Genomic DNA, 20,792 nt, shown 5'->3' with positions numbered 1-20,792 from the left:
GCCAACGTGGTCCAGTCACGCATCGAACATGACGCATTTGGCGCCATCGAAGTGCCAGCCGATCGCTATTGGGGCGCGCAGACGCAACGCGCGCTTGGGGTATTTGAAGTCGGTGACGAGCGTTTTCCTGCGTGTCTGTTTCGCGCTTTTGCTGTGCAGAAGATCGCGGCGGCCCGTGCCAACGTTCGGCTTGGCGTGCTTGATCGGGCGATTGGCGAGCCGATCGAGCTGGCTGCCGTGGAACTGCGGGAGGGCCGCTTCGACGATCATTTTCCATTGACGATCTGGCAGACTGGTTCTGGCACGCAGACCAACATGAACGTCAACGAGGTCATTGCCAACCGCGCCAACGAAATACTGGGTCAGCCACTCGGCACGAAGGCACCGATCCATCCCAACGATCACGTCAATTGCTCGCAGTCGTCCAACGACAGCTTTCCAACGGTGATGCACATTGCCGCCTCGCTGGAGATACGCTACCGCCTGCTGCCGGCTTTGAAAACGCTGCGCGACGAACTCGCGGCGAAGGCCGTATCTTTTTCGGACGTCGTGAAGATCGGACGCACGCATTTGATGGATGCGGTTCCCATGACGATGGGACAGGCTTTTCAGGCCTTCTACACCCAGATCGATAATTGCATCGCCCGGATCGACGATGCGTTGCCTCGCCTCCATGTCGTCGTGCAGGGCGGGACCGCGGTCGGATCCGGCCTCAACGCGGCGGCTGGCTTCGACGTGACGTTCTGCGATGAACTGAGCGCATTGACCGGCCTGCCCTTCACGTCAAATCCGAGCAAGTTTGAGGGGATGGGCGCACACGACACTCTGGTTGAAGTTTCCGGCACGCTCAACACGCTTGCAGCGTGCCTTCTCAAAGTCGCGAACGACATCCGGTTTCTGGGTTCAGGCCCGCGCTGCGGCCTGGGTGAGCTCGTCATCCCGCATGACGGGCTGACCTCGTCCATCATGCCGGGCAAGCGGAACCCGACCATCGCAGAAGTGGTGACGCAGGCTGCCTTTCAGGTGATCGGCAATCACGCGACCGTCACGGCAGCGGGCGCGTCGGGTAACTTCGAGCTCAACGTCGCCAAACCCGTGCTGATCTACAACATCCTGCAGTCGATCCGGATTCTGGCGGACAGCAGCCGGACGTTTGCGGTGCGTCTCATTCATGATCTGGACATCGACCGGCAGCAGCTTGATCGGAACGTGTCGAACGCCCTTCTGCTCGCGACCGCTCTGAATCCGATCCTTGGTTACGACAAGGTCGCGAAGATCACCGCCAAGGCGTTGAGCGATTCCACGACACCGCGCGAATCTGCGGTGGCGCTCGGTTTTCTTAGTGCCGAGGACTATGATCGTCACGTCGATCCGCATATCATGGCAGGGATCGGAAACAGAAACCGATAGGTGGCGATTTTGATTCCAATGCGAACGATGAGCGCGATTCCGTCTCGCGGGCGATCGCGCTCCAGCGAGTCCACGCCTTCCCCAAATTCATAAGCGCGTCGCGGACACTAGCCAGCCAGTGTCACAATCCCATGTCGGGCATGGTACACACGGGTAGCTGCAATGCTGATATTATAATGTCGATGGTTTTGCGAGCGCCCGGCTGTTCGTGACCGAGCTTAGCTCGCGCTCGGCTTTATGCGTGCTGGACAAGCGAATGCAGCGCCTTGACCGCGGCCTCGCGGTTCTCCACGGGGACGAACAGACTGACCGAATGCGGCGACAACACGTAACTGTCGGGGACGATCCCGTGTTGTCCGAGAACCTGCAACGCCCTGAACGGCAATTCCGACGAAACGCCGCCGAAGCAGGTGAGACTGACCGAGCTTGAGGCTTCGCGCTGCTTGCGCAGGTCCTTGGCGTGCTCCAGCGTGCGGAGCAGAGCGTCGAGCCACTCTGTATCGCAGGCCACGGTCATGCTGGTTTTTCCGGCCGTGAAGTTCGAGGCGAGGAGCTGCGGCCAGGACAGGCTGTTTTGCTTGAGATGCTGCGCGAATACCTCGAAACCGTGATTGAGATCGTTGGAATCGATTTCCACGTGCTCAATGCGCGCCATCGAGTTGACGGCCAAAACCTTTCCGTTTTCCATGCCTGCAACCTCTTTCATCACTTGCGTGCTGTGCTCGACGCCAGCCCACTGCCTGATAACCAGAGGCACATCCTGACTTTGCGCCAGCTCTACGCTGCGAAAATGCAGGATCTTTGCGCCCCAGAAGCACATTTCGGACAGGGATTCGAAGTCCACTCGCCGCAGCGGCCTTGCATCCGGCACGATGCGCGGATCGGCCGAACAAATTCCGTCGACCTCTTTGATGATTTCACAGCGTTCGGCTTTCAGCGCCGCGGCCATCGCAACAGCCGTGGTGTCGCTGCCGCCCCGGCCGAGCGTGGTGATTTCCCTGGTCGCCGGGTTCACGCCCTGAAATCCTGCCAGCACCACGACGCGACCGCGATCAAGCTCCTCACGCACACGAATGGGTCGGACATCCAGAATGCGTGCCGAGGAATGCGAGTCGTCGGTCATCACGCCGGCCTGGCTGCCGGTGAAGCTGATCGCTGATACACCGAGGTCGGCAAGCGCCATGCTCATCAGGGACATGCTGATGCGCTCGCCGGTCGTCAGCAGCATGTCGAGTTCACGGCGATTGGGAGCAGGACTTACCTGATAAGCCATCTGGATCAACTGGTCGGTGGTCTTGCCCATGGCGGAGACAATCGCCACGACACGATGACCACGGCCATGCAGTTCGGCGAGACTGCGCGCAACCGCGCGAATTTTCTCCGGTGTTTCGAGACAGACACCGCCGTATTTTTGCACGATGATGGGATGGTTGCGCATCTAACCTCGGTGAGAAGCCGCGCCTGTCTCGTCCGTCGAACCGACACCGCTTATCCATGTGCCGATGACTTCAAAGTTCGGATTGAAGGCGACAAGGTCCGCGCGGCATCCAGGCGCGATCCGTCCAAGCTCGGACTCCAGGCCCAGAAATGAAGCGGGCGTCCGAGAGGCCATGATGAGGGCATCGACAAGGGAGATTCCGGCGAGCTCAACAGCGTTGCGCACCGCCTCGATCATGGTGAGGTGAGCACCCGCGAGGGTGCCATCGGGGCCAGTCAGGCGATTTTCGTGCAACGTGATCTGCCTTCCCTGCAGCGTGAATTGCCGGTCGTTCGTGCCCACGAGTGGCATGGCGTCAGTGACCAGCATCAATCGATCGCGTCCCTTGCAACGGAAGGCAACACGCAAACCGGCGCGGTCAACGTGGATGCCGTCGCAGATGATCCCTGCAAACAGCCGGTCATCCCAAAGCGCGGCGCCCACCAGGCCCGGCTCCCGGGCGTTCAACTGCGACATGGCATTGAACAGGTGGGTCACCCCCGAGACACCGCGATCGACCACCTGGCCGATTTCGGCTGCGGTGGCGTCGCTGTGGCCGGCCGCGATACGCAATCCGGCGCCAATCAATTCATCGATCATGGACGCGGGCACGCATTCCGGGGCCAAGGTCACAATGGAGCGGCCGCGGCCCCCAAAACTTTTGATCGCGGTGAGATCGCGCCGATCGGGCACGCGTATCTCGGCTTCCGGATGAATGCCCTTGCGAGACCTGTTGAGGGCCGGCCCTTCCAGATGAAAGCCGAGCACGCCGGGAATCGTCAGACAAGCCTGGGCGACTGCAGCCAATCGCTCGATGACCTCGCTGCGATCGGTGATGAGGGTCGGCAGGCAGCCCGTGGTCCCCTGCTTACGGTGCGCCTCAACGATGCGTCGAACGCCAGCCTCCGTCGGCTGGTCGTTGAGAAGAACGCCCCCGCCTCCGTTCACCTGGATGTCGATGAATCCGGGTGCAAGGATCGCGTCTGCGGGAAGGTGGATGGAGGCGCGTGCCGCCGCCTCGCCGAAGGTGATGCTTTCAATCCGCCCCTGCGATATCCTGACCGACCCCGGGCCGCGCATGTCGACACCATCAAAGATGTGTTGCGCGGCAATCGAGAGAGAGGCGGAAGACCCGGCGTGGCCCATCTGTATTGATCCGAGAATGGCAGTCACGGACTCGTGAGGCGAGTCTGGTACAACACCCCATATGTACACCAAGCGGCTTCGGGAGGGACCCGGAGCGAAACCCTGGCGTTAACTTTCCATGGGAACAAAAGGTACCACGTATCTCGGCATTGATGGCGGCGGAACCCGCTGCCGCGCCCGGATCGAGGACGAAAGCGGCAGGGCGGTCGGTGAAGCGAGCTCCGGACCTGCTACGACGCGGATCGGCTTCGAGAAGGCCTGGCGGTCCATCATGGAGGCCACCGAAGCGGCAGCCGCACAGGCCGGACTGACGCACGAGGATTTCGCGCGGATGCACGCCGGATTTGGCCTTGCCGGAATTGGTCGCCGGGGCGCGGAGGCGGCGCTCAACAAGATCGCGCATCCCTTTGCGTCTGTCGTCTTCATCAGCGACGGCCTCGCGGCCTGTCTCGGCGCCCATAGCGGCGCAGACGGGGCTATTGTGGTAGCCGGTACAGGCTCGGTGGGTGTCGGCCTGATCGACGGCCGCGAAATCCGTCTCGGCGGTTACGGCTTTCCCGTGTCGGACGAAGGCAGCGGCGCTGACATCGGCCTGCAGGTTGTTCGATTGGCGCTGCGGGCCGCGGATCGCCGCGGCGAGCTGACCCCATTGCTTTCAGAGGTGCTGGGCGCATTCGATCATGATCCCTATCAGGCGGTGGCTTGGTCTGAAGAAGCCAGAGCCACGGACTACGCTGCGTTCGCGCCGATCGTGATGCGCCACGCCAACCAGGGCGATCCGGTCGGCCGTCGCATTGTCGAACGCGCGGCCGATGCCATTGGCGATCTGCTCGATCTGTTCCTGGCGAGAGGAGTTGACCGGCTCTCGCTGGTGGGCGGACTCGCGGATGCCATTACCCCCTGGCTGACGCCTGACCTGCGCGCTCGCCTGAGGCGTCCCGACGCCGACGCGGCGGCCGGCGCGTTGCTGGTGGCGCGAGGGCGGCTTGACCTGCCCAAAAGAGAAACCGACCATGAACAGGATTCAAAGTTCCGCGTTTGATGGCGCACGGATCAACTATATGGCCACCGAAGAAGTCGATCCCCGCTTTGCCGATCTTGATGCATGGTCGCTGACGTCAGCGATGGAAGCGATGTGGGAGGGCCAGCTTGCGGCAGTCGCGGCGATCGGCCATGCCCTCCCCGCGATCACTGCGGCGACCGAAGCGGCCAAGGCGGCGCTGGGCGATCGCGGACGCATTGTATATGTCGGCGCCGGCACCTCGGGCCGCGTGGCGGTCCAGGACGGCGCCGAGTTGCTGCCGACCTTCGCCTGGCCCAACGAGCGCGTCCGCTTCATCGTCGCCGGCGGAGACAGCGCGTTCGTCACCAGCGTCGAGGGCGCGGAGGATGATGTCGATGATGCGGTCACGCAAATCAATGCCGCGCGGCTCACACCGCACGACGTGGTGATCGCCGTTGCCGCCAGCGGGACAACACCATTCACGGTCGCCGCGCTGCAGCAGGCAGGCTCTTTCGGTGCCGTGACGATCGGCGTCGCCAACAATCCCGGCACCGCACTGCTGGCATCGGCAAAGTTTCCGATCTTGATCGAGACCGGCTGCGAGCTGATCGCCGGCTCGACGCGGATGAAGGCGGGCACCGCGCAGAAGGTTGTGCTGAACCTGATCTCTTCAGGGATCATGCTGCGCCTTGGCCGGGTGTATCGCGGCATGATGGTGAACATGCAGCCGACCAATGCCAAGCTGAAGCGGCGCGCCGAGGCCATGGTGGCGCAAATCGCGCACTGTGATCCGTCCCACGCCACACGCTCGCTTGAGCAGGCCGAGGGAGACATCAAGACGGCTAGCCTTCTGGCGTTGGGTGTCGACAGGGTTGATGCCGAGACCATTCTGAAAAACTGTGACGGCAACCTTCGGCACGTGTTTGCCGAGCTCGCCAAGGATAGTGACAAGGATCGTAACAAGGATGGTGACCGGCATCCCAAGGAAGCAGCGGCGCGCAAGCAAGGCGGAGAGATTGACCCGTGACAACATCCGCGATGGCGAGCGAAATCGGGGAAAGCGCGGATGTCGTCGCCAAGATTGTTCGTAACCGCCCCGCCACGCACGACATCGCGCAGCGAATTGGGATTGGCTCCGCGCCCCTGTGCGTTGTGTGCGGCCGGGGAAGCTCCGGGCATGCGGGGGTCTTCCTAAGATACCTTGTCGAGACGCGGCTTCGCCTGCCCGTTTCCGCCAGCGCTCCTTCGGTGATCACGGCATTTCGTACGCCCTTGATGCTGCGCGATGCGCTGTTCGTCGTAATCTCGCAATCCGGGCGCAGCCCGGATCTTGTCGCGGCGACCAGGTCGGCGCGATCAGCGGGCGCCCGCACCGTCGCCATCGTCAATGCGACGTCGTCGCCGGTGGCTGACGCAGCGGAGTTCGTGATTCCGATCGAAGCCGGCAAAGAACACTCCGTAGCGGCGACCAAGACCGTGATCGGCTCGATGGCCGCCAGCGCCGGACTTGTTGCCGAGCTGGCGGAAGATCGTGCGCTGCGGTCAGCCCTCGAAAGGCTGCCCGAGCGCCTGCACCGCGCGCTGGCGCTCGACTGGTCCGGGATTGCCGATGATCTCGCCAAAGCGTCGGCCGTGTTTGTGGCGGCGCGGGGCCTCGGCCTGGGCTCGGCGCGGGAGATCGCGCTCAAACTTTCGGAAATCCTGCGCCTGCCTTCCATGGGTCTGAGCGCCGCCGAGCTGCAGCATGGGCCGCGGGCCGCGTTATCATCGCGCACGCCGGTTATCATGATGCGCCTCATGGATGAAACGGCGGCCACGGTGGACGCGCTGGCAGAAGAATTGCGCGAACAGAAGATCGCGCTGCATCTATGCGGCGGACCGCATGGCTCGCTGGCCTGGCTCGCCGAGGATGACCCCGCAACCGACCCGATCACCATGCTCGTTCCAGCCTATCGGATGATCGAGCAGACGGCGCGCGCGTGCGGATTTGACCCGGATCGCCCCCCTCGCCTGAGCAAGATTACCGAGACGTTTTGACGGCCGACTAATCGCTGGGTGGAATGCACTTACGTCCGCCCCAATCACGATGCCGCGATGTGCTCCGCTGGCCGATAGGACGTGAGCAGGTCGAACGAACGGAAGCTCGAGCTCACGAAGTGAGCGAGGAGGGGCATGGCTCATCCCGGCTCTGTGAGAGACGCTCGTGGCGCGCCTTTTGGCCGAAGATCAGGAAGCTCGACAGAGCCAGGATCCACACCGAGAGTCCTCCATAGAGCATCACCAACCTGAAGCCATGAACCAGTGCGTCTTGCACAGCAGTGTCCGCCGCCGGCAGGGAGTTCAGTTCCGGGAAGTCAGATACATGGGCACTCGCGCCCGCTATCCTTTCTGCAAGATGTTGCAGGCGCGGTGCATCAAGCACGCCAGGAAGCGCGCTCCTCAGCCAGGAGGATATGCCCGCGATCAGGATGAAGCCCATCAGGGCAATGTTGATCGCCAGCGAAATCATCCGAGCGCTCATGTCGATACCTGATGCCATGCCGGCGCGTGTGCTCGGTACCGATGCGGTCGTCGTGTTGGTCACCGGCGTGTTGGTCAGCCCCAGCCCGATCCCCGCAAGCAAACAACCAGGCAGCAGCGTCAGCCAACCAGGTTGTTCAACTCCGCTGCCGGCCCACATCAACATGAAGCCAAGGCCGATGACGAAAAGTCCGGTCGGGATAGCGATCCTGGCCCCGAAGCGCAGCAGGATCCGCTCGCCAAATGGTGGCACCACGAGAGTCGGTAACGTGTAGGAGAGCAGCGCCAGGCCGGCCGCGACATTGCCGTAACCGAGCGCGCTTCGGAAGAAAATCGGAAGATAGATCATGAAGGGCCAGAAGCTGAAGTTCATGCCTATCGACCCCAGGAGCGCGCCCGAGAAGATCCGAACCTGGAAAACGGAGAAGTCGAACATCGGGCGGACACTGCGCGTCTCGGCCAGCACGAAGCCTGCGAAACTCAGGACCGCGATTGCAATGATGGCGAAACCCGTCAGACTGGAAAAGCCCAGGTCAGGCCCTTGCGTAATATAGAAGGCGACGCAGAACACCGACGTCGAGAGCGTCACGATGCCTGCGATATCGAGGTGCTTCGCGTCGGGATCGCGCGATTCCTGCACCCCGGCCTCGGCGAGGACAGTGGTGACGATGGCGATGACGGCATGGACCAAGAACACCCATTGCCAGTTGGAGATCGCGACGATCGCCGCGCCTATGATGGGACCGAAGCCGAGTCCGATCCCGAAGATGATGCCCCAGGCCGCAAAGGCCCGTGCGCGCTCCGGTCCCTCCCGGAACTGGTGGGAGAGGACGGCGACCTGACAGATCAGCATCGCCCCACCGCTCATGCCCTGAAGAAATCGGCTCACTATGAGAACGAGGGCGTCCTGCGCCAAGCCGCAGATCAGGGAGGCCAGGCCGAAGACGACGATGCTGGCGACGAAGACACGCTTTCTGCCATATCGATCTGCAAGCGTGCCCGTCGCCATCAGCACGGTCGTGACCGCGATCGTATAGGCGTTCATGATCCACTGGAGCTGCTGGAAGTCGGCATGCAGCACCATCTCCAGCGTCGGCAGAATGGTCGGAACGCTGGAAATCTCCAGCCCGAACATGAGAGACGCGAGGCAGACGGCCGCCAGGGCGACGGTGTTTTGCTGTGTTGCTGAAATCGTCATGACTTTCACCTCCAAGCCTGGTGCCGATCGCTGACATGCAGGCAGGAGGTTCGAAGAAACTCGGGTCCCGGGTTCGCCGCCCACGTCAGATGCCGGGCGAACATAGGGGGCCCTTGACCACAACAAAATTGGATCAATATAGATTTCAGAGACAACAAATTCGGATGATGGAATGCTCTCGCTCGATGTGGATGCCGTAAGAGCTTTCGTGATGGTGGCCGACCTGCAGAGCTTCACGCGCGCGGCCGAAGCTCTGGGCACCACGCAGGGTGCAATCAGCGTGAAGCTCAAACGGCTTGAGGATCGCATCGGGCATCGGCTGATCGAACGGACTCCCCGATCGGTGCGGCCATCGGCGCAAGGGGCTGCCTTTCTGGAGGGAGCTCGCGAATTTATCGCGGCTCACGAGCGCGCGCTTGTCGGGCTCAATGCGCCCCCGAGACACTTTGGCCTCGGCATTGCTGCTCATGTCGCGGGACCGGAGGTTCCGAACTTGCTGGCGCGGCTCCACGCCCACGATCCGAAGCTGACGATTGAAGTGCAGCTCGACAGCTCGCGCAAACTTCTGGACCTGTTTGATCAGGGGCGGCTCGATGCCGCGATCATCCAGCGCGAGGACGATCGCCGGGATGGGGAAACGCTGGCACACGAGCGTTTTGGCTGGTTCGCGGCGCAAGGGTTCGAGCATCGACAGGGAGAGCCGCTGCGCCTGGCTGCGCTGGCTCCAACCTGCGGCGTCCGTAACATAGCAACTCATGCGCTCGACGCGGCCGGCATAAGATGGACCGAAGTGTTCCTTGGCGGCGGTTCTTCCGCTGTCCATGCCGCCGTCGCCGCAGGGCTGGCAATTGCCCCTCTGTCATATCGGATAGCGCCTGCCGGCACTGTCGATGTCGGCGAGCGGTTTGGCCTTCCTCCGCTTCCCTCATCCGAGGTGGTGCTCCATTCGTCCTTGACGGACCAGCGGTCGCGGGCAGCCCTGCGGGCGTTGGCGGCGGCGTTCCGAGAGCACCGTGCGCCGGTCCCGTAAGGACATCGCGGCACCGTCAACTTGGCACCTTGGTCGTGGGTGGTTGAGACGCCAATCCACGGGAACGGCACATGCGCTGGTCCCAAGCATGATGCCGGGTCCACAGCACGGCGCGTTGGCAGCTTGCCGGACCTGCCGGCGCCCCATCTCCAGCTCGGGCCCAGATCAATCGCTCAGCTCATGGAAGCCTCCCTGGCGCTCATCACAAACGCTGTGCCGAGGCCAAACGCAAAAATCTCATCGCCAGAAAATTTGCCTTCGGATCAAGTTATTAATTGGATTTTTAATCCCATCTCAATTTCGTGATTAATGTGTCAGATTATTTAATTGGCGTTTAAAAATTAAATAAATTAAATCTGCGACATTATGTCACTCCGGATATTACTAAATCGGTTTTTCGAGGGTGATTGCCATGCTGACACAGAAACCGAGCGCCTTATCTCAGAAGGCGCAGCCGCTCCTGTCCGCGGAAACCAGTTATTCCCTTCATGATCTGACCGTCACGGTGGCCGGCCTTCCAACTGCCGGAGTTGTCCTGAAAGCCGATCACGTCACGCGGGTGACTGTCGGCGACACGTTGACAGCCGCGGAACTCGCCGCATTGAGCTTCGCGCCGACACCCCTGCAGTCCGGAGACGTGTCGTCCTGGAACGGGGTGGTGATTTCTGTTCCCCAAGACTGCGGTCGGCTGCCGATCCCGTTGCTTGCCGACCTCCCTGCCGGCTTGACCGGGGACACACCTGTTGCGCTCGCGGAGCTGCCCTCTAACGGTTCAGTGTTCTTGGCCGACGGAGCGACCGCCGTCACCCGCGGTCAGGTCGTCACCGCTTCACAACTATGCGGGTTGACGTTCAGCCCGGCCGCCGACGCGATCGGACAGATTTCGTTGTTGCGTTATTGCAGCGCTGACCAGGGATTCATGGGAGAAGTTCTGCTGGTTGTTGGCCCCAGCACGCCTACTGCCAGTCCAACGGAGGTCGATACCGCTGAGGGCAGCAACTCGGTCGCGCCACTCGCTCTTGCCCTGCTGCTGGAGACAGGTCTTTCGTCGCTGAACTCGACGCAAGCTTCGGCTGCGGTCGATCCCAACGACGTCCTGCCACCCGATTCCCCGGCGCCATCGGGCCTGTCGGCCGGGTTGGCCGGTCAGGTCTTCGATCAAGCGGCAGCTCCTGTGCCTAGCGACATCGTCGGTGCGGCGCCCGCAATCCTGGCGCAGTCGGCGACTACAGACACAACTGGTTCGACCGAAACGAATGCGTCACCCTCCGACCAGACACCCCGCCATCGTATCGGTTCGAGCACTCCTCCGGATTCCGGCAGCCTTACATTGAGGCCGCTGCCGTCGAGCGATCTGCTGCAGACGACATTGCCTGCCCCGCTGACGACAACGACCACGCCAGCGTCGACGCTCAATCCCCCCGTGCCCGTAACGACGAGCGTCCTGAAGCAAGACCTGATGATGGGTCCGACGTTGCAGGCCACGTTGGCGAACAGCCCTTCGAGCACGACCGCTCACTGGACCAATTCGGGCGGCGGGTCTTGGAATGTCGCAACGAACTGGAGTGCCGGTGTCCCTCGGCTTACCGACAACGTGGTGATGGATGCGACAGGAGCTTATACGGTCACGAGCACGAGCAATGTCGACATCAATGGCCTAGTCGTCGGTACAGGCGTAACCTTGTCGTGCAATCCCGGCACGCTATTCACTGTCGAAGGCAGCGTCGTCGACAACGGGATCATCCAAGCTGGCCCGTTCAGTGGCAGTCAAATTTCCAACGTAGATATCAAAGGCAATATCAGTGGCACCGGTTCGTTGGATGTTTCAAACCAGGCTGTCCTCGAGATCGGAGGTGCTGTTTCCGGACAACTGACAAACGGATCGTTTTCCGGGATAACCGTATCTTTCGGTGCCGCAAATGGCGAGCTCGTCCTCGATCATTCGGCGCAATTCCACGGTTTGATCGCAAGCTCGTCACCGGGGGCACCGCTTTCTGCAAATCAGCTCATCGATTTGAAGGACCTCGCGTTCACATCGTCGATGTCGACATCCGTTCAGTACGACATCACCTCAAACACCAGCACGGTAAATTTCAGCAATGGTTCCACCACCGTCTCCTTGCTGTTTGCTGGAAAGGATCCGAACTGGACTCTGAATAGCGACGGACATGGCGGCACTGTTGTCGCCGATCCGTCTGGCACCAATCCAATTGTGCTGGAGAACCAGTTACCGGGCACGCCGATGAGCGTCTGGCAGGTTGCTCCCGGCGGCGATACGACCAAGCTCGAGGGATTCACCACCGCGATCAGCACCAGTATCGGCGGCACGGTGCAGTTCAAGATCGATAATCTGACGGGCAGCCCGAACTATCAAATCCAGATCTATCGACTGGGTTACTACGGAGGAGACGGTGCCCGTCTCGTCACAACCCTGCAGCATCAGGGCACGTCATCGATCGCGCAGCCGTCACCAATCACGAATACTGCGACCGGGGAGGTCGACGCCGGCAATTGGAGCGTCACTGATTCATGGTCCATTCCGACCACGGCCGTATCAGGCGTTTATGTCGCCAACGTCGTCCAAGGCACTCAAGTTTTCCAGATTCCGTTCGTCATCAAGGATCCCAATTCCACAAGCGACATCGTCTTTCAGACGTCTGATGAGACCTGGCAGGCTTACAACGGTTGGGGCGGCGCCAGCCTGTATGGAGGCAACGGTCCTTCCCAGAATGGCGCGGCCTACGCGGTCAGTTACAACCGCCCGATCATGACCCGAGATGGAGTAGGACTGTATGCGAATTCAGATGATAGTGTGTTTACAGGCGAATACCCCGCAATCTACTGGCTGGAAGAAAACGGCTACAACGTAAGCTACATTTCCGGCTTGGATACAGCGACCAATGGCGCGTTGCTGCTCAATCACAAGGTGTTCATGGATGTCGGACACGACGAATACTGGACCGATAGCCAGGTCGCGAATGTTCAGGCCGCGGCAAACGCGGGCGTCAACCTCACGTTCCTCAGCGGCAACGAGATCTTCTGGCAAACCCAGTTCACACCGAGCATAGACAGTAGCAAGACAGCCAATCGCACACTGGTCACCTACAAGGACAGCCACTTTGAGCAATTGATCAACCCTAGCGGGCAGGGGACGGGCACCTTTGAGGCCCCCACCAATTGGGGCGGTGCCGCCATGCCGTCCAATGCGCTGACGGGAACGGTGTTCTCGGTTGATGAGAGCGGGAGTCTTGGGACGATCAAGATTCCCTACAGCATGACCCAGTTGCGTTTCTGGCGCAACACAAGCGTCGCGGCCACGACACCCGGCCAGACAGCCTCGCTGGAAAGCGGCCTGTTAGGATATGAATGGGACTCCTCTCCTGATAACGGCTTCATGCCTGCCGGCCTGATCGACCTCTCTTCGACGACGGTCCAGGAATCGTCGGCGTTCAATACGGAGTTCGGGAACGTCGACACAAGCGGTACCGCAACCCACAATCTGGTCGAGTACCGTGATCCCACCAGTGGCGCGCTGGTGTTCGGAGCCGGCAGCGTGTTTTGGTCATGGGGCTTGTCAAACCAGCACGACCCTTCGCCGGACGGCAATCAGACAAACGCCGACCCGAACGTCCAGCAGGCAATGGTCAATCTGTTTGCGGACATGGGCGTCCAGCCTCAGACGCTGCAGGCAAGTCTGGTGATCGCGAGCCAGTCGACCGATCACACCGCGCCAACGTCCAAGATCACCAGCGTGTCATCCTCGTCCGTGATCGAAGGCCAAACCGTGACCGTAAGCGGTACCGCGACCGACGTCGGCGGTGTGATTGGCGGCGTTCAGATTTCGACCGACGGTGGAAAGACGTGGCACGTGACGAGCGGTCAAGTTGGCACGCAAACAGTCAATTGGACCTACACTTTCAATGCGCCGGCCAAGGGGTCGTACAGCATCGAAACCCGAGCGGTCGATGACAGCCTAAATCTCGAGACACCGGGTTCCGGCGTGTCGTACACGGTTTCACCGTCCACGTCCCTCAACCTGTTTGGCTCCAGCACCACGCCTGCTACGGCGGACATAAGTGACCCAAAGGGTGTGGAAGTCGGTCTCAAGTTCACGTCAAGTACCAACGGCCAAATCACCGGGATCCGCTTCTATAAGGGATCCCTGAACACCGGCGCCCATGTAGTTGATCTTTGGAGCGCCAGCGGCACACTGCTGGCGACCGCCACGTCCACCAACGAGACCGCCAGTGGCTGGCAGCAGGTCAGCTTCTCCAGTCCTGTGAACATTGTTGCAGGCACGACCTATGTCGCCTCGTACCACATGACCAATGGCCAATACTCCGATACGCCTTACTATTTCGACACGCTCCAAAATCCGACAAACGGATCTCTGTCCGCAACGGCTAACGGTCTGAACGGCGTTTACGCCTATTCTTCAGGGAGTATCTTCCCCACTAATATCCCTGCCTCCGGCGACAACTACTGGGTCGATGTCGTCCTTAACGATACTGGCTCGACGACCGAGACGCCGCCGGTGCTGGTGACCCAGACCGCCAACCAGAGTGCGGTCGTCGGCTCGGCCTTCTCGCTGACGCTGCCCGCCGGCACCTTCAACGATCCCGACGGCGGCGCTCTCACCTATTCGGCAACCGGCCTGAACGGCGCGGCGCTTCCCTCATGGCTGACGTTCAACGCGACGACACGAACTTTCAGCGGCACGCCGGCATCGGCCAATGTCGGCACCCTCGGCGTCCAGGTTTCGGCCACCGATCCCGCCGGCCTCTCCGCCAGCGAGACTTTCAATATCGCCGTGACCACGACGTCCACGACGGTGAGCCTGTTCACCGCGTCCAGCACCCCGACGCAGACCAGTTTGAACGATGGCTCCGCGCTCGAGGTCGGAGTGAAGTTCACCTCGTCCACTGCCGGCCAGATCACCGCGCTCAAATTCTACCGCAGTCCCGGCGATACCGGCACCGATCTCCTCGACCTGTGGAGCTCGACCGGCACCAAGCTTGCCAGCGCCACCTTCACCAACACCACCGCAAGCGGCTGGCAGACCGTGNCCTTGGCGACGCCGGTCTCGATCGCCGCCAACACCACCTATGTCGCGTCCTATCACACAAACGGCGCGTATGTAGCGACCAGCAATTTCTTCACCAACGCCGTCTCGAGCGGCGCGCTGACGGCGCCCTCCTCCGCCTCGTCCGGCGGCAACGGGGTTTACTCCTATGGCGGCACCAGCACCGCTGGGATCTTCCCGACCAGCAGCTTCAGCGCGTCCAACTACTATGCCGACGTGGTGTTCTCGCCCGGCTCGACGACCGACACGCCGCCGGTGCTGGTGACCCAGACCGCCAACCAGAGTGCGGTCGTCGGCTCGGCCTTCTCGCTGACCCTGCCCGCCGGCACCTTCAACGATCCCGACGGCGGCGCTCTCACCTATTCGGCAACCGGCCTGAACGGCGCGGCGCTCCCCTCATGGCTGACGTTCAACGCGGCAACGCGAACATTCAGCGGCACGCCGGCATCGGCCAATGTCGGCACCCTTGGTGTCCAGGTTTCGGCCACGGATCCGGCCGGCCTCTCTGCCAGTGAGACCTTCAATATCGCCGTGACCACGACGTCCACGACGGTGAGCCTGTTCACCGCGTTGAACACCCCGACGCAGACCAGTTTGAACGATGGCTCCGCGCTCGAGGTCGGAGTGAAGTTCACCTCGTCCACTGCCGGCCAGATCACCGCGCTCAAATTCTACCGCAGTCCCGGCGATACCGGCACCGATCTCCTCGACCTGTGGAGCTCGACCGGCACCAAGCTTGCCAGCGCCACCTTCACCAACACCACGGCAAGCGGATGGCAGACCGTGCCGTTGGCGACGCCGGTCTCGATCGCTGCCAACACCACTTATGTCGCGTCCTATCACACAAACGGCGAGTATGCAGCCACCAGCAACTTCTTCACCAGCGCGCTCACGAGCGGAGCCCTGACGGCGCCATCCAGCGCTACGTCAGGCGGCAATGGCGTCTATGCTTATGGAGGAACGAACTCGGCCGGACTCTTCCCGACCAACACTTTCAGCTCCACCAACTACTACGCCGATGTGGTGTTTCAACCTCAGCTCGCAGCGTGAGCTCGTCGATTCTCGCTCAGTCCGATGCGATCAGAGCTCAGACGTGATCAGGCATGTCACGTCCGCTACATCGGATCGACAGCGCGGATCGGCGGCAGATTGCCGCTGAACCGCTCCACCTCGACAGCCGTAAGCTGGCCGGTGCAGCCTTGCGCGAAGGACGAGGTGCCGACGTCGCGGGTGAGCACATTCGGATTGCCGTGAACGCAGAGTGGTGTCTCTTCCCCCGGATCCATCGGGTCGTACCACGCGCCGGTCGGTAGCTGGACAACACCGGGAGCGATGCCATCGGTGATGTGCACCGCGGCAAGGCAGGCGCCGCGTTCGTTGAACAGGCGGATGATGTCGCCATCCGCGATTCCGCGAACGTCCGCATCGCGCGGGTTCATGCGCGCGACCTCGCGGCCGCGATGCTTGGCCCCGGCCGAATGTCCGCCGAAGTCGAGCTGGCTATGCAGACGCGTCACCGGCTGATTGGCGACGAGGAAACACGGCGAGCCCGGCTTGGGCACATCTGTCTTCTCGAGCCAGACCGGATGGCCCGGACAGTCTGCGTCGCCATGGCCCGCAATCTTCGTCGAGAAAATCTCGATGCGTCCGCTCGGCGTCGGAAGGGGATGAGCGATCGGATCCTCGCGGAAGCGGCGCAGCCTGCCGCCGTCGTCGAGGTGTTGCGGCACGATCATGCTGCCGCGCTCCCAGAATTCCTCGAAGCTCGGAGCCGCGAGGCCGCGCGCGGCGAGCGAGGCGCGGGTCGGTTCGTAGAGATGTGCCAGCCACTGCCGTGCCGTGCGGCCTTCGGTGAAGGCCTCACGACTCCCGAGACGCTCGGCAATATCGGAGAAGATCTCATAGTCATCGCGCGCAAGGCCAAACGGTTCGGCGATCCGGTGCATGGCGATCATCAGCGGATCGTTGGTGGAATAGCCGATGTCCTCGCGCTCGAGCGTCATCGTGCAGGGCAGAACGATGTCGGCGTGCCGGGCCGTGGCGGTCCAGGCGAGCTCATGCACAACCAGCGTGTCGAGGCGAGCGAAGGCTTTGCGCAGGCGGTTGAGATCCTGGTGGTGATGGAAGGGATTGCCGCCTGCCCAGTAGACGAGCCGGATGTCCGGATAGACGCGTGTCTCGCCATTGTAGCGATAGGTGGTGCCGGGATTGAGCAGCATATCGGCGATGCGCGCCACTGGAATGAAATCCGCGACACCATTGCGGCCTTGCCCTAGCGTCGGCCCCGGCACGTCATTCACGCGGCGGCCGTAATAGCCGATCGCGCCGAGCGAATAAGCGTAGCCACCTCCAGGCAGGCCGATCTGGCCCAGAGCCGCCGCCAGCACCATGCCCATCCAGACCGGCTGCTCGCCGTGCTCCGAGCGCTGCAGGGAATGGGAAACGGTGATCAGCGCGCGCCGTCCGGCAAGCCGACGGGCGAGTTTCCTGATCGTGTTCGCGTCGACACCACAGATCGCGGCGGTCCACTCGGCGTTCTTGGGTTGCCCGTGTCGGTGCCGGGCACGAGCGTCATCCATTCGGCACCGGCCTCCGCGGGCAGATCGTCACGCAGCGGGCTGACCAGGATGAACTCGCAGCCGCGCCGGCGCGCCGCGGCCATGGCGCCGCGCTCGACATGCTTGCTGATCGAACCGCCGGCCACCATGGAGTTCTTCAGCGCCATGCCGCCGAACGCCAGCACGATCTCGCTTTCGGCCGCGATCTGCTCCCAGGTGACGTTGCGCTTGGTGATGTCTTCGTAACCCGTCAGGATCTGCGGCAGCAGCACCGAGGACGCACCCGAGGAATAGGTGTTTACCGAACGCACATAGCCGCCCATCGCGATGTTGAGGAAGCGGTGAACTTGGCTCTGTGCGTGATGAAAGCGGCCGGCGCTCGACCAGCCATAGGAACCGCCGAAGACCGCACCGGGGCCGCGTGTGTCGCGGATGCGCGATAGCTCACCGGCCAGGAGGTCGAGCGCCTTCTCCCAGCTGACGGACACGAATTCGTCGCGGCCGCGGCGATCATCGGGGCCGGGACCACGCTCAAGCCAGCCGCGGCGGATCGCCGGCTGGGCGATGCGAGCCTGGTGGCGCAACGCGCCGGGGAAGTTGCCGATGATGCCGTTCGGATCAGGATCCCCCGCATAAGGCCTGACTTCGAGTCCAGCCTCGCTGTGACGCGCCGAGAACACGCCCCAGTGCGAGGTGTGCGGCTTGAAGCCGTCCGACAGGTCGAGGCCGGGGTCGGGGTAACCAATTATCTCGTTCATCGCCTCATCCTTATGCTCCGCTGGGGTGCTCCGCCTCCACTTTCATGTCTATCAGGGCAACGTATATGCCGTCTTCACCGTGGTGAAGAATTCGGCGGCATATTTGCCCTGCTCTCTCGATCCGTAAGAGGAGCTCTTGCGGCCACCGAACGGTACATGGAAATCGACGCCCGCAGTAGGTAGGTTCACCATCACCATGCCAGCTTCCGCATTGCGCTTGAAATGTGTGGCATGCTTGAGATTCGTCGTGGCTATGCCAGAGGAAAGGCCGAACGGCGTGTCGTCCACGACGATGTTTTTGAGACGTTCACGGAGCGCGGCCATGAATTTGTCGTGGACGCCCTTCGTCACGATGAGGCGGGAAGAGGCCGTGCAGCGTTGGCCGGTCGAGAAGAAGGCAGAATTCACAGCAGCCTCCACGGCGACGGTGAGATCTGCGTCGTCGAGCACAACAAACGGATTCTTACCCCCCATTTCAAGCTGAAACTTGCGGCCATGCTCGATAGAAGCTCCCCCGAGCACCCCATGTGGCAACAAGCTTCGGCCCTAAACCTCTCCCGCGACCCCAAGCTCGATATCGAGCCATCCCAGCGCATTCACCGCCGCGCGATCGCCACTGTTGATGACGACTGTTGTCGTCTCGGCCTCGATGATCGCGGGGCCTTCCAGCACATGCCCCGGGCGCAGTCTTTCCAGGGCGTAGACTGGCACCTCGCGCCAACTGCCAAAGAAGGCCTGCCGTTTGGCGGCGGGTCGCGCACTTGGCTCGGTCGCCGGCGTCGGCGCATTGGCTTGCGCAGTTCTGGGAACTGCACCAACGGCTGCGGCTCGCGCATTGACGAACACAACTTCCTGATCGCGGGAGGCGTAGGTATAGAGCTCCTCGTGACGACGATGAAACCGCTCTTCAATGTCGGCAACCAGCGACGACGCAGTCAGGTTGACGTCACTGAGCGGTACGTCGACCTCGAACACCTGCTCGCCATAGCGCATTTCGGCGGAGCGTTCCGTTGCGATCGGCCCGTCAAACCAGCCGCGCAACCGCTCCGCGGCCTGCCCCTCGATATGCGCAAAAATCTTGCGAATGTCCGACGCGGTCGTACGGGTGCCTGCCTCGAAATGGGTACGGCTCACCTCGTAGCGCAGGTCACTGGTCAGCATCCCCCAAGCTGACAGCACTGAGGCTTCCGTCGGCACGATGATCCGCTTGATGTCGAGCTCGCGCGCCACTTCGGCGGCGTGCAGTCCCGCGGCTCCGCCGAAGCTGAGGAGTGCGAATCTCCGCGGATCGACACCACGACGCAAGGTCATCAATCGGATGCCATCGGCCATTTTCAGATTGACCAGTCGATAGATGCCGGCAGCCGCCTCGATGCGCGTCACTCCGAGCGAAGCCGCCAGGCGATCGACCGCCGTCTCCGCCGCAACTCGGTCCAGGGGACGCCGACCGCCCATGAAAGCTGCCGCATCGAGATAGCCTAAGACGATGTTTGCGTCCGTTACCGTCGGCTCCGTGCCGCCGTTGCCATAGCTGGCTGGCCCTGGCATTGAGCCGGCGCTTTCGGGACCGACGCGAAAGATACCGCCAGCATCAACACTGGCGATCGACCCTCCGCCCGCCGCGATGCTGGCGATATCAAGGCTGCGCAGCGCAATGCGCTGATCCGCCAGTCCTCCATCCGCCGAGAGCGTGGCGCGGCCGTCCGCAATCAGGGAAATATCGGTGCTGGTACCGCCCATATCGAAGGGCACAAGATCCGGCAGCCCGAGCAGTTCCGCACACCGCCGGCAACCGGAGATGCCGCCCGCCGGACCGGACAGCACAGTCGCCGCCGCGAGGCGCCCGGCTTCCTCCACCGGAGCCATGCCGCCATGGGAGAGGATGATGAACAGGCTGCCCTTGAAGCCCGCTTCGGCGAGGCGGCGCTCGAGCCCGGTCAGATAATGTCGCACGGCCGGGCCCACATAGGCATTCACGATCGTGGTGGAGACGCGCTCGTACTCCTTGATCTGCGGTAGCACGTCGCTCGAGCGCGACACGCTGACACCAGGCAGCTCGCGCGCAAGCCGCTCGGCTGCCGCGATCTCATGGGCGGGGTTGCGGTAGGAATGCAGGAAGCAGACCGCGACCGACGTGGCGCCGGAGGCACGGATCGCCGCGATAGGCTCGCCGAGCGAAGCTTCGTCGAGCGGGGCCAGCACCTCACCGTTGGGCCGCAGTCGCTCGCGCACGCCGAAGCGCAGCTCGCGCGGCACCAGCGGCTCCGGCGGCGGCGTCCGCAGGTCGTAGCGGTTGCCTTTCAATCCCTCGCGCATCTCGATCACGTCGCGGTGGCCTTCCGTGGTCACGAGTGCAACCTTCGCGCCCTTGCGTTCAAGCAGCGCGTTCGTCGCAACCGTGGTGCCGTGCACCAGTCGCTGTGTCATCGCCAGCATCTCAGCGCGCGACAGGTCGAGGCGGCGCGCGAGTTCGTCGAGCCCACTCATCACGCCGATCGACTGATCCTGCGGCGTGGAAGGCGATTTCGCGAATACGGTGCGCCCGGTCGCGTCGATGGCGACCAGATCGGTGAAGGTACCGCCAACGTCAATGCCGATCGTCAACATCG

Annotated in this window: 9 protein-coding genes and 4 pseudogenes; 7 read left to right on the top strand and 6 right to left on the bottom strand. The window is 62.3% G+C overall.

Annotation, left to right across the window (positions count from 1 at the left end):
• The first annotated feature begins 6 nt into the window (after positions 1-6).
• Positions 7-1,410 (top strand): class II fumarate hydratase, encoded by a 1,404-nt coding sequence (locus YY7_RS0100575; RefSeq protein WP_028161529.1) that lies wholly within the window; start codon positions 7-9, stop codon positions 1,408-1,410.
• 235 nt (positions 1,411-1,645) lie between these two features.
• Here the strand turns inward: YY7_RS0100575 and YY7_RS0100570 are convergent, their stop codons facing one another.
• Together YY7_RS0100570 and nagA are read right to left on the bottom strand one after the other, a co-directional pair.
• Positions 1,646-2,848, bottom strand: a complete 1,203-nt coding sequence (locus YY7_RS0100570; RefSeq protein WP_028161528.1) for an aspartate kinase — start codon at positions 2,846-2,848, stop codon at positions 1,646-1,648.
• Complete coding sequence (gene nagA / locus YY7_RS0100565; RefSeq protein WP_028161527.1) at positions 2,849-4,033, bottom strand: N-acetylglucosamine-6-phosphate deacetylase; 1,185 nt, start codon at positions 4,031-4,033, stop codon at positions 2,849-2,851.
• A gap of 118 nt (positions 4,034-4,151) precedes the next feature.
• On the opposite strand from nagA, the gene YY7_RS0100560 reads away from it, so the two are divergent.
• Genes YY7_RS0100560 through YY7_RS0100550 form a run of 3 tightly spaced genes read left to right on the top strand, consistent with a single transcriptional unit; the run spans position 4,152 to position 7,073 of the window.
• Positions 4,152-5,075, top strand: coding sequence for a BadF/BadG/BcrA/BcrD ATPase family protein (locus YY7_RS0100560; RefSeq protein WP_028161526.1), 924 nt, complete (start codon positions 4,152-4,154; stop codon positions 5,073-5,075).
• A gap of 19 nt (positions 5,076-5,094) precedes the next feature.
• Positions 5,095-6,063, top strand: a complete 969-nt coding sequence (locus tag YY7_RS0100555; protein ID WP_028161525.1) for an N-acetylmuramic acid 6-phosphate etherase — start codon at positions 5,095-5,097, stop codon at positions 6,061-6,063.
• A complete protein-coding gene (locus tag YY7_RS0100550; protein ID WP_245287137.1) occupies positions 6,060-7,073 on the top strand; it encodes an SIS domain-containing protein in 1,014 nt (337 codons plus the stop codon). Before YY7_RS0100555 ends, YY7_RS0100550 begins: the two co-directional genes overlap by 4 nt.
• Positions 7,074-7,185: 112 nt before the next feature.
• On the opposite strand, the gene YY7_RS50145 is transcribed toward YY7_RS0100550, so the two are convergent.
• Complete coding sequence (locus YY7_RS50145) at positions 7,186-8,754, bottom strand: MFS transporter (RefSeq protein WP_035688728.1); 1,569 nt, start codon at positions 8,752-8,754, stop codon at positions 7,186-7,188.
• A 172-nt stretch (positions 8,755-8,926) separates the two neighbouring features.
• Here YY7_RS50145 and YY7_RS0100540 point away from each other — a divergent pair, with 172 nt between their 5' ends.
• The 3 genes and pseudogenes from YY7_RS0100540 to YY7_RS64945 form a co-directional block, all read left to right on the top strand.
• Positions 8,927-9,784, top strand: coding sequence for a LysR family transcriptional regulator (locus tag YY7_RS0100540; protein ID WP_028161523.1), 858 nt, complete (start codon positions 8,927-8,929; stop codon positions 9,782-9,784).
• 412 nt (positions 9,785-10,196) lie between these two features.
• Positions 10,197-13,358: pseudogene (locus YY7_RS64950) on the top strand (N,N-dimethylformamidase beta subunit family domain-containing protein); the annotation flags it as partial.
• A 441-nt stretch (positions 13,359-13,799) separates the two neighbouring features.
• Positions 13,800-15,917: pseudogene (locus tag YY7_RS64945) on the top strand (DUF4082 domain-containing protein); the annotation flags it as partial.
• A gap of 65 nt (positions 15,918-15,982) precedes the next feature.
• Here YY7_RS64945 and YY7_RS50135 read toward each other — a convergent pair.
• The 3 genes and pseudogenes from YY7_RS50135 to YY7_RS0100520 form a co-directional block, all read right to left on the bottom strand.
• Positions 15,983-18,183 (bottom strand): annotated as a pseudogene (locus YY7_RS50135) (molybdopterin-dependent oxidoreductase).
• A gap of 51 nt (positions 18,184-18,234) precedes the next feature.
• Positions 18,235-18,702 (bottom strand): annotated as a pseudogene (locus tag YY7_RS64940) (aldehyde dehydrogenase family protein); the annotation flags it as partial.
• A gap of 27 nt (positions 18,703-18,729) precedes the next feature.
• Complete coding sequence (locus tag YY7_RS0100520) at positions 18,730-20,790, bottom strand: hydantoinase/oxoprolinase family protein (protein WP_028161522.1); 2,061 nt, start codon at positions 20,788-20,790, stop codon at positions 18,730-18,732.
• Positions 20,791-20,792: the final 2 nt, after the last annotated feature.

It is taken from the genome of Bradyrhizobium elkanii WSM2783, assembly GCF_000472865.1.
Taxonomy (GTDB): Bacteria; Pseudomonadota; Alphaproteobacteria; order Rhizobiales; family Xanthobacteraceae; genus Bradyrhizobium; species Bradyrhizobium elkanii_A.
Note: the sequence above shows the minus strand (reverse complement) of the source record. Positions and strands in the feature narration are given on the sequence as shown.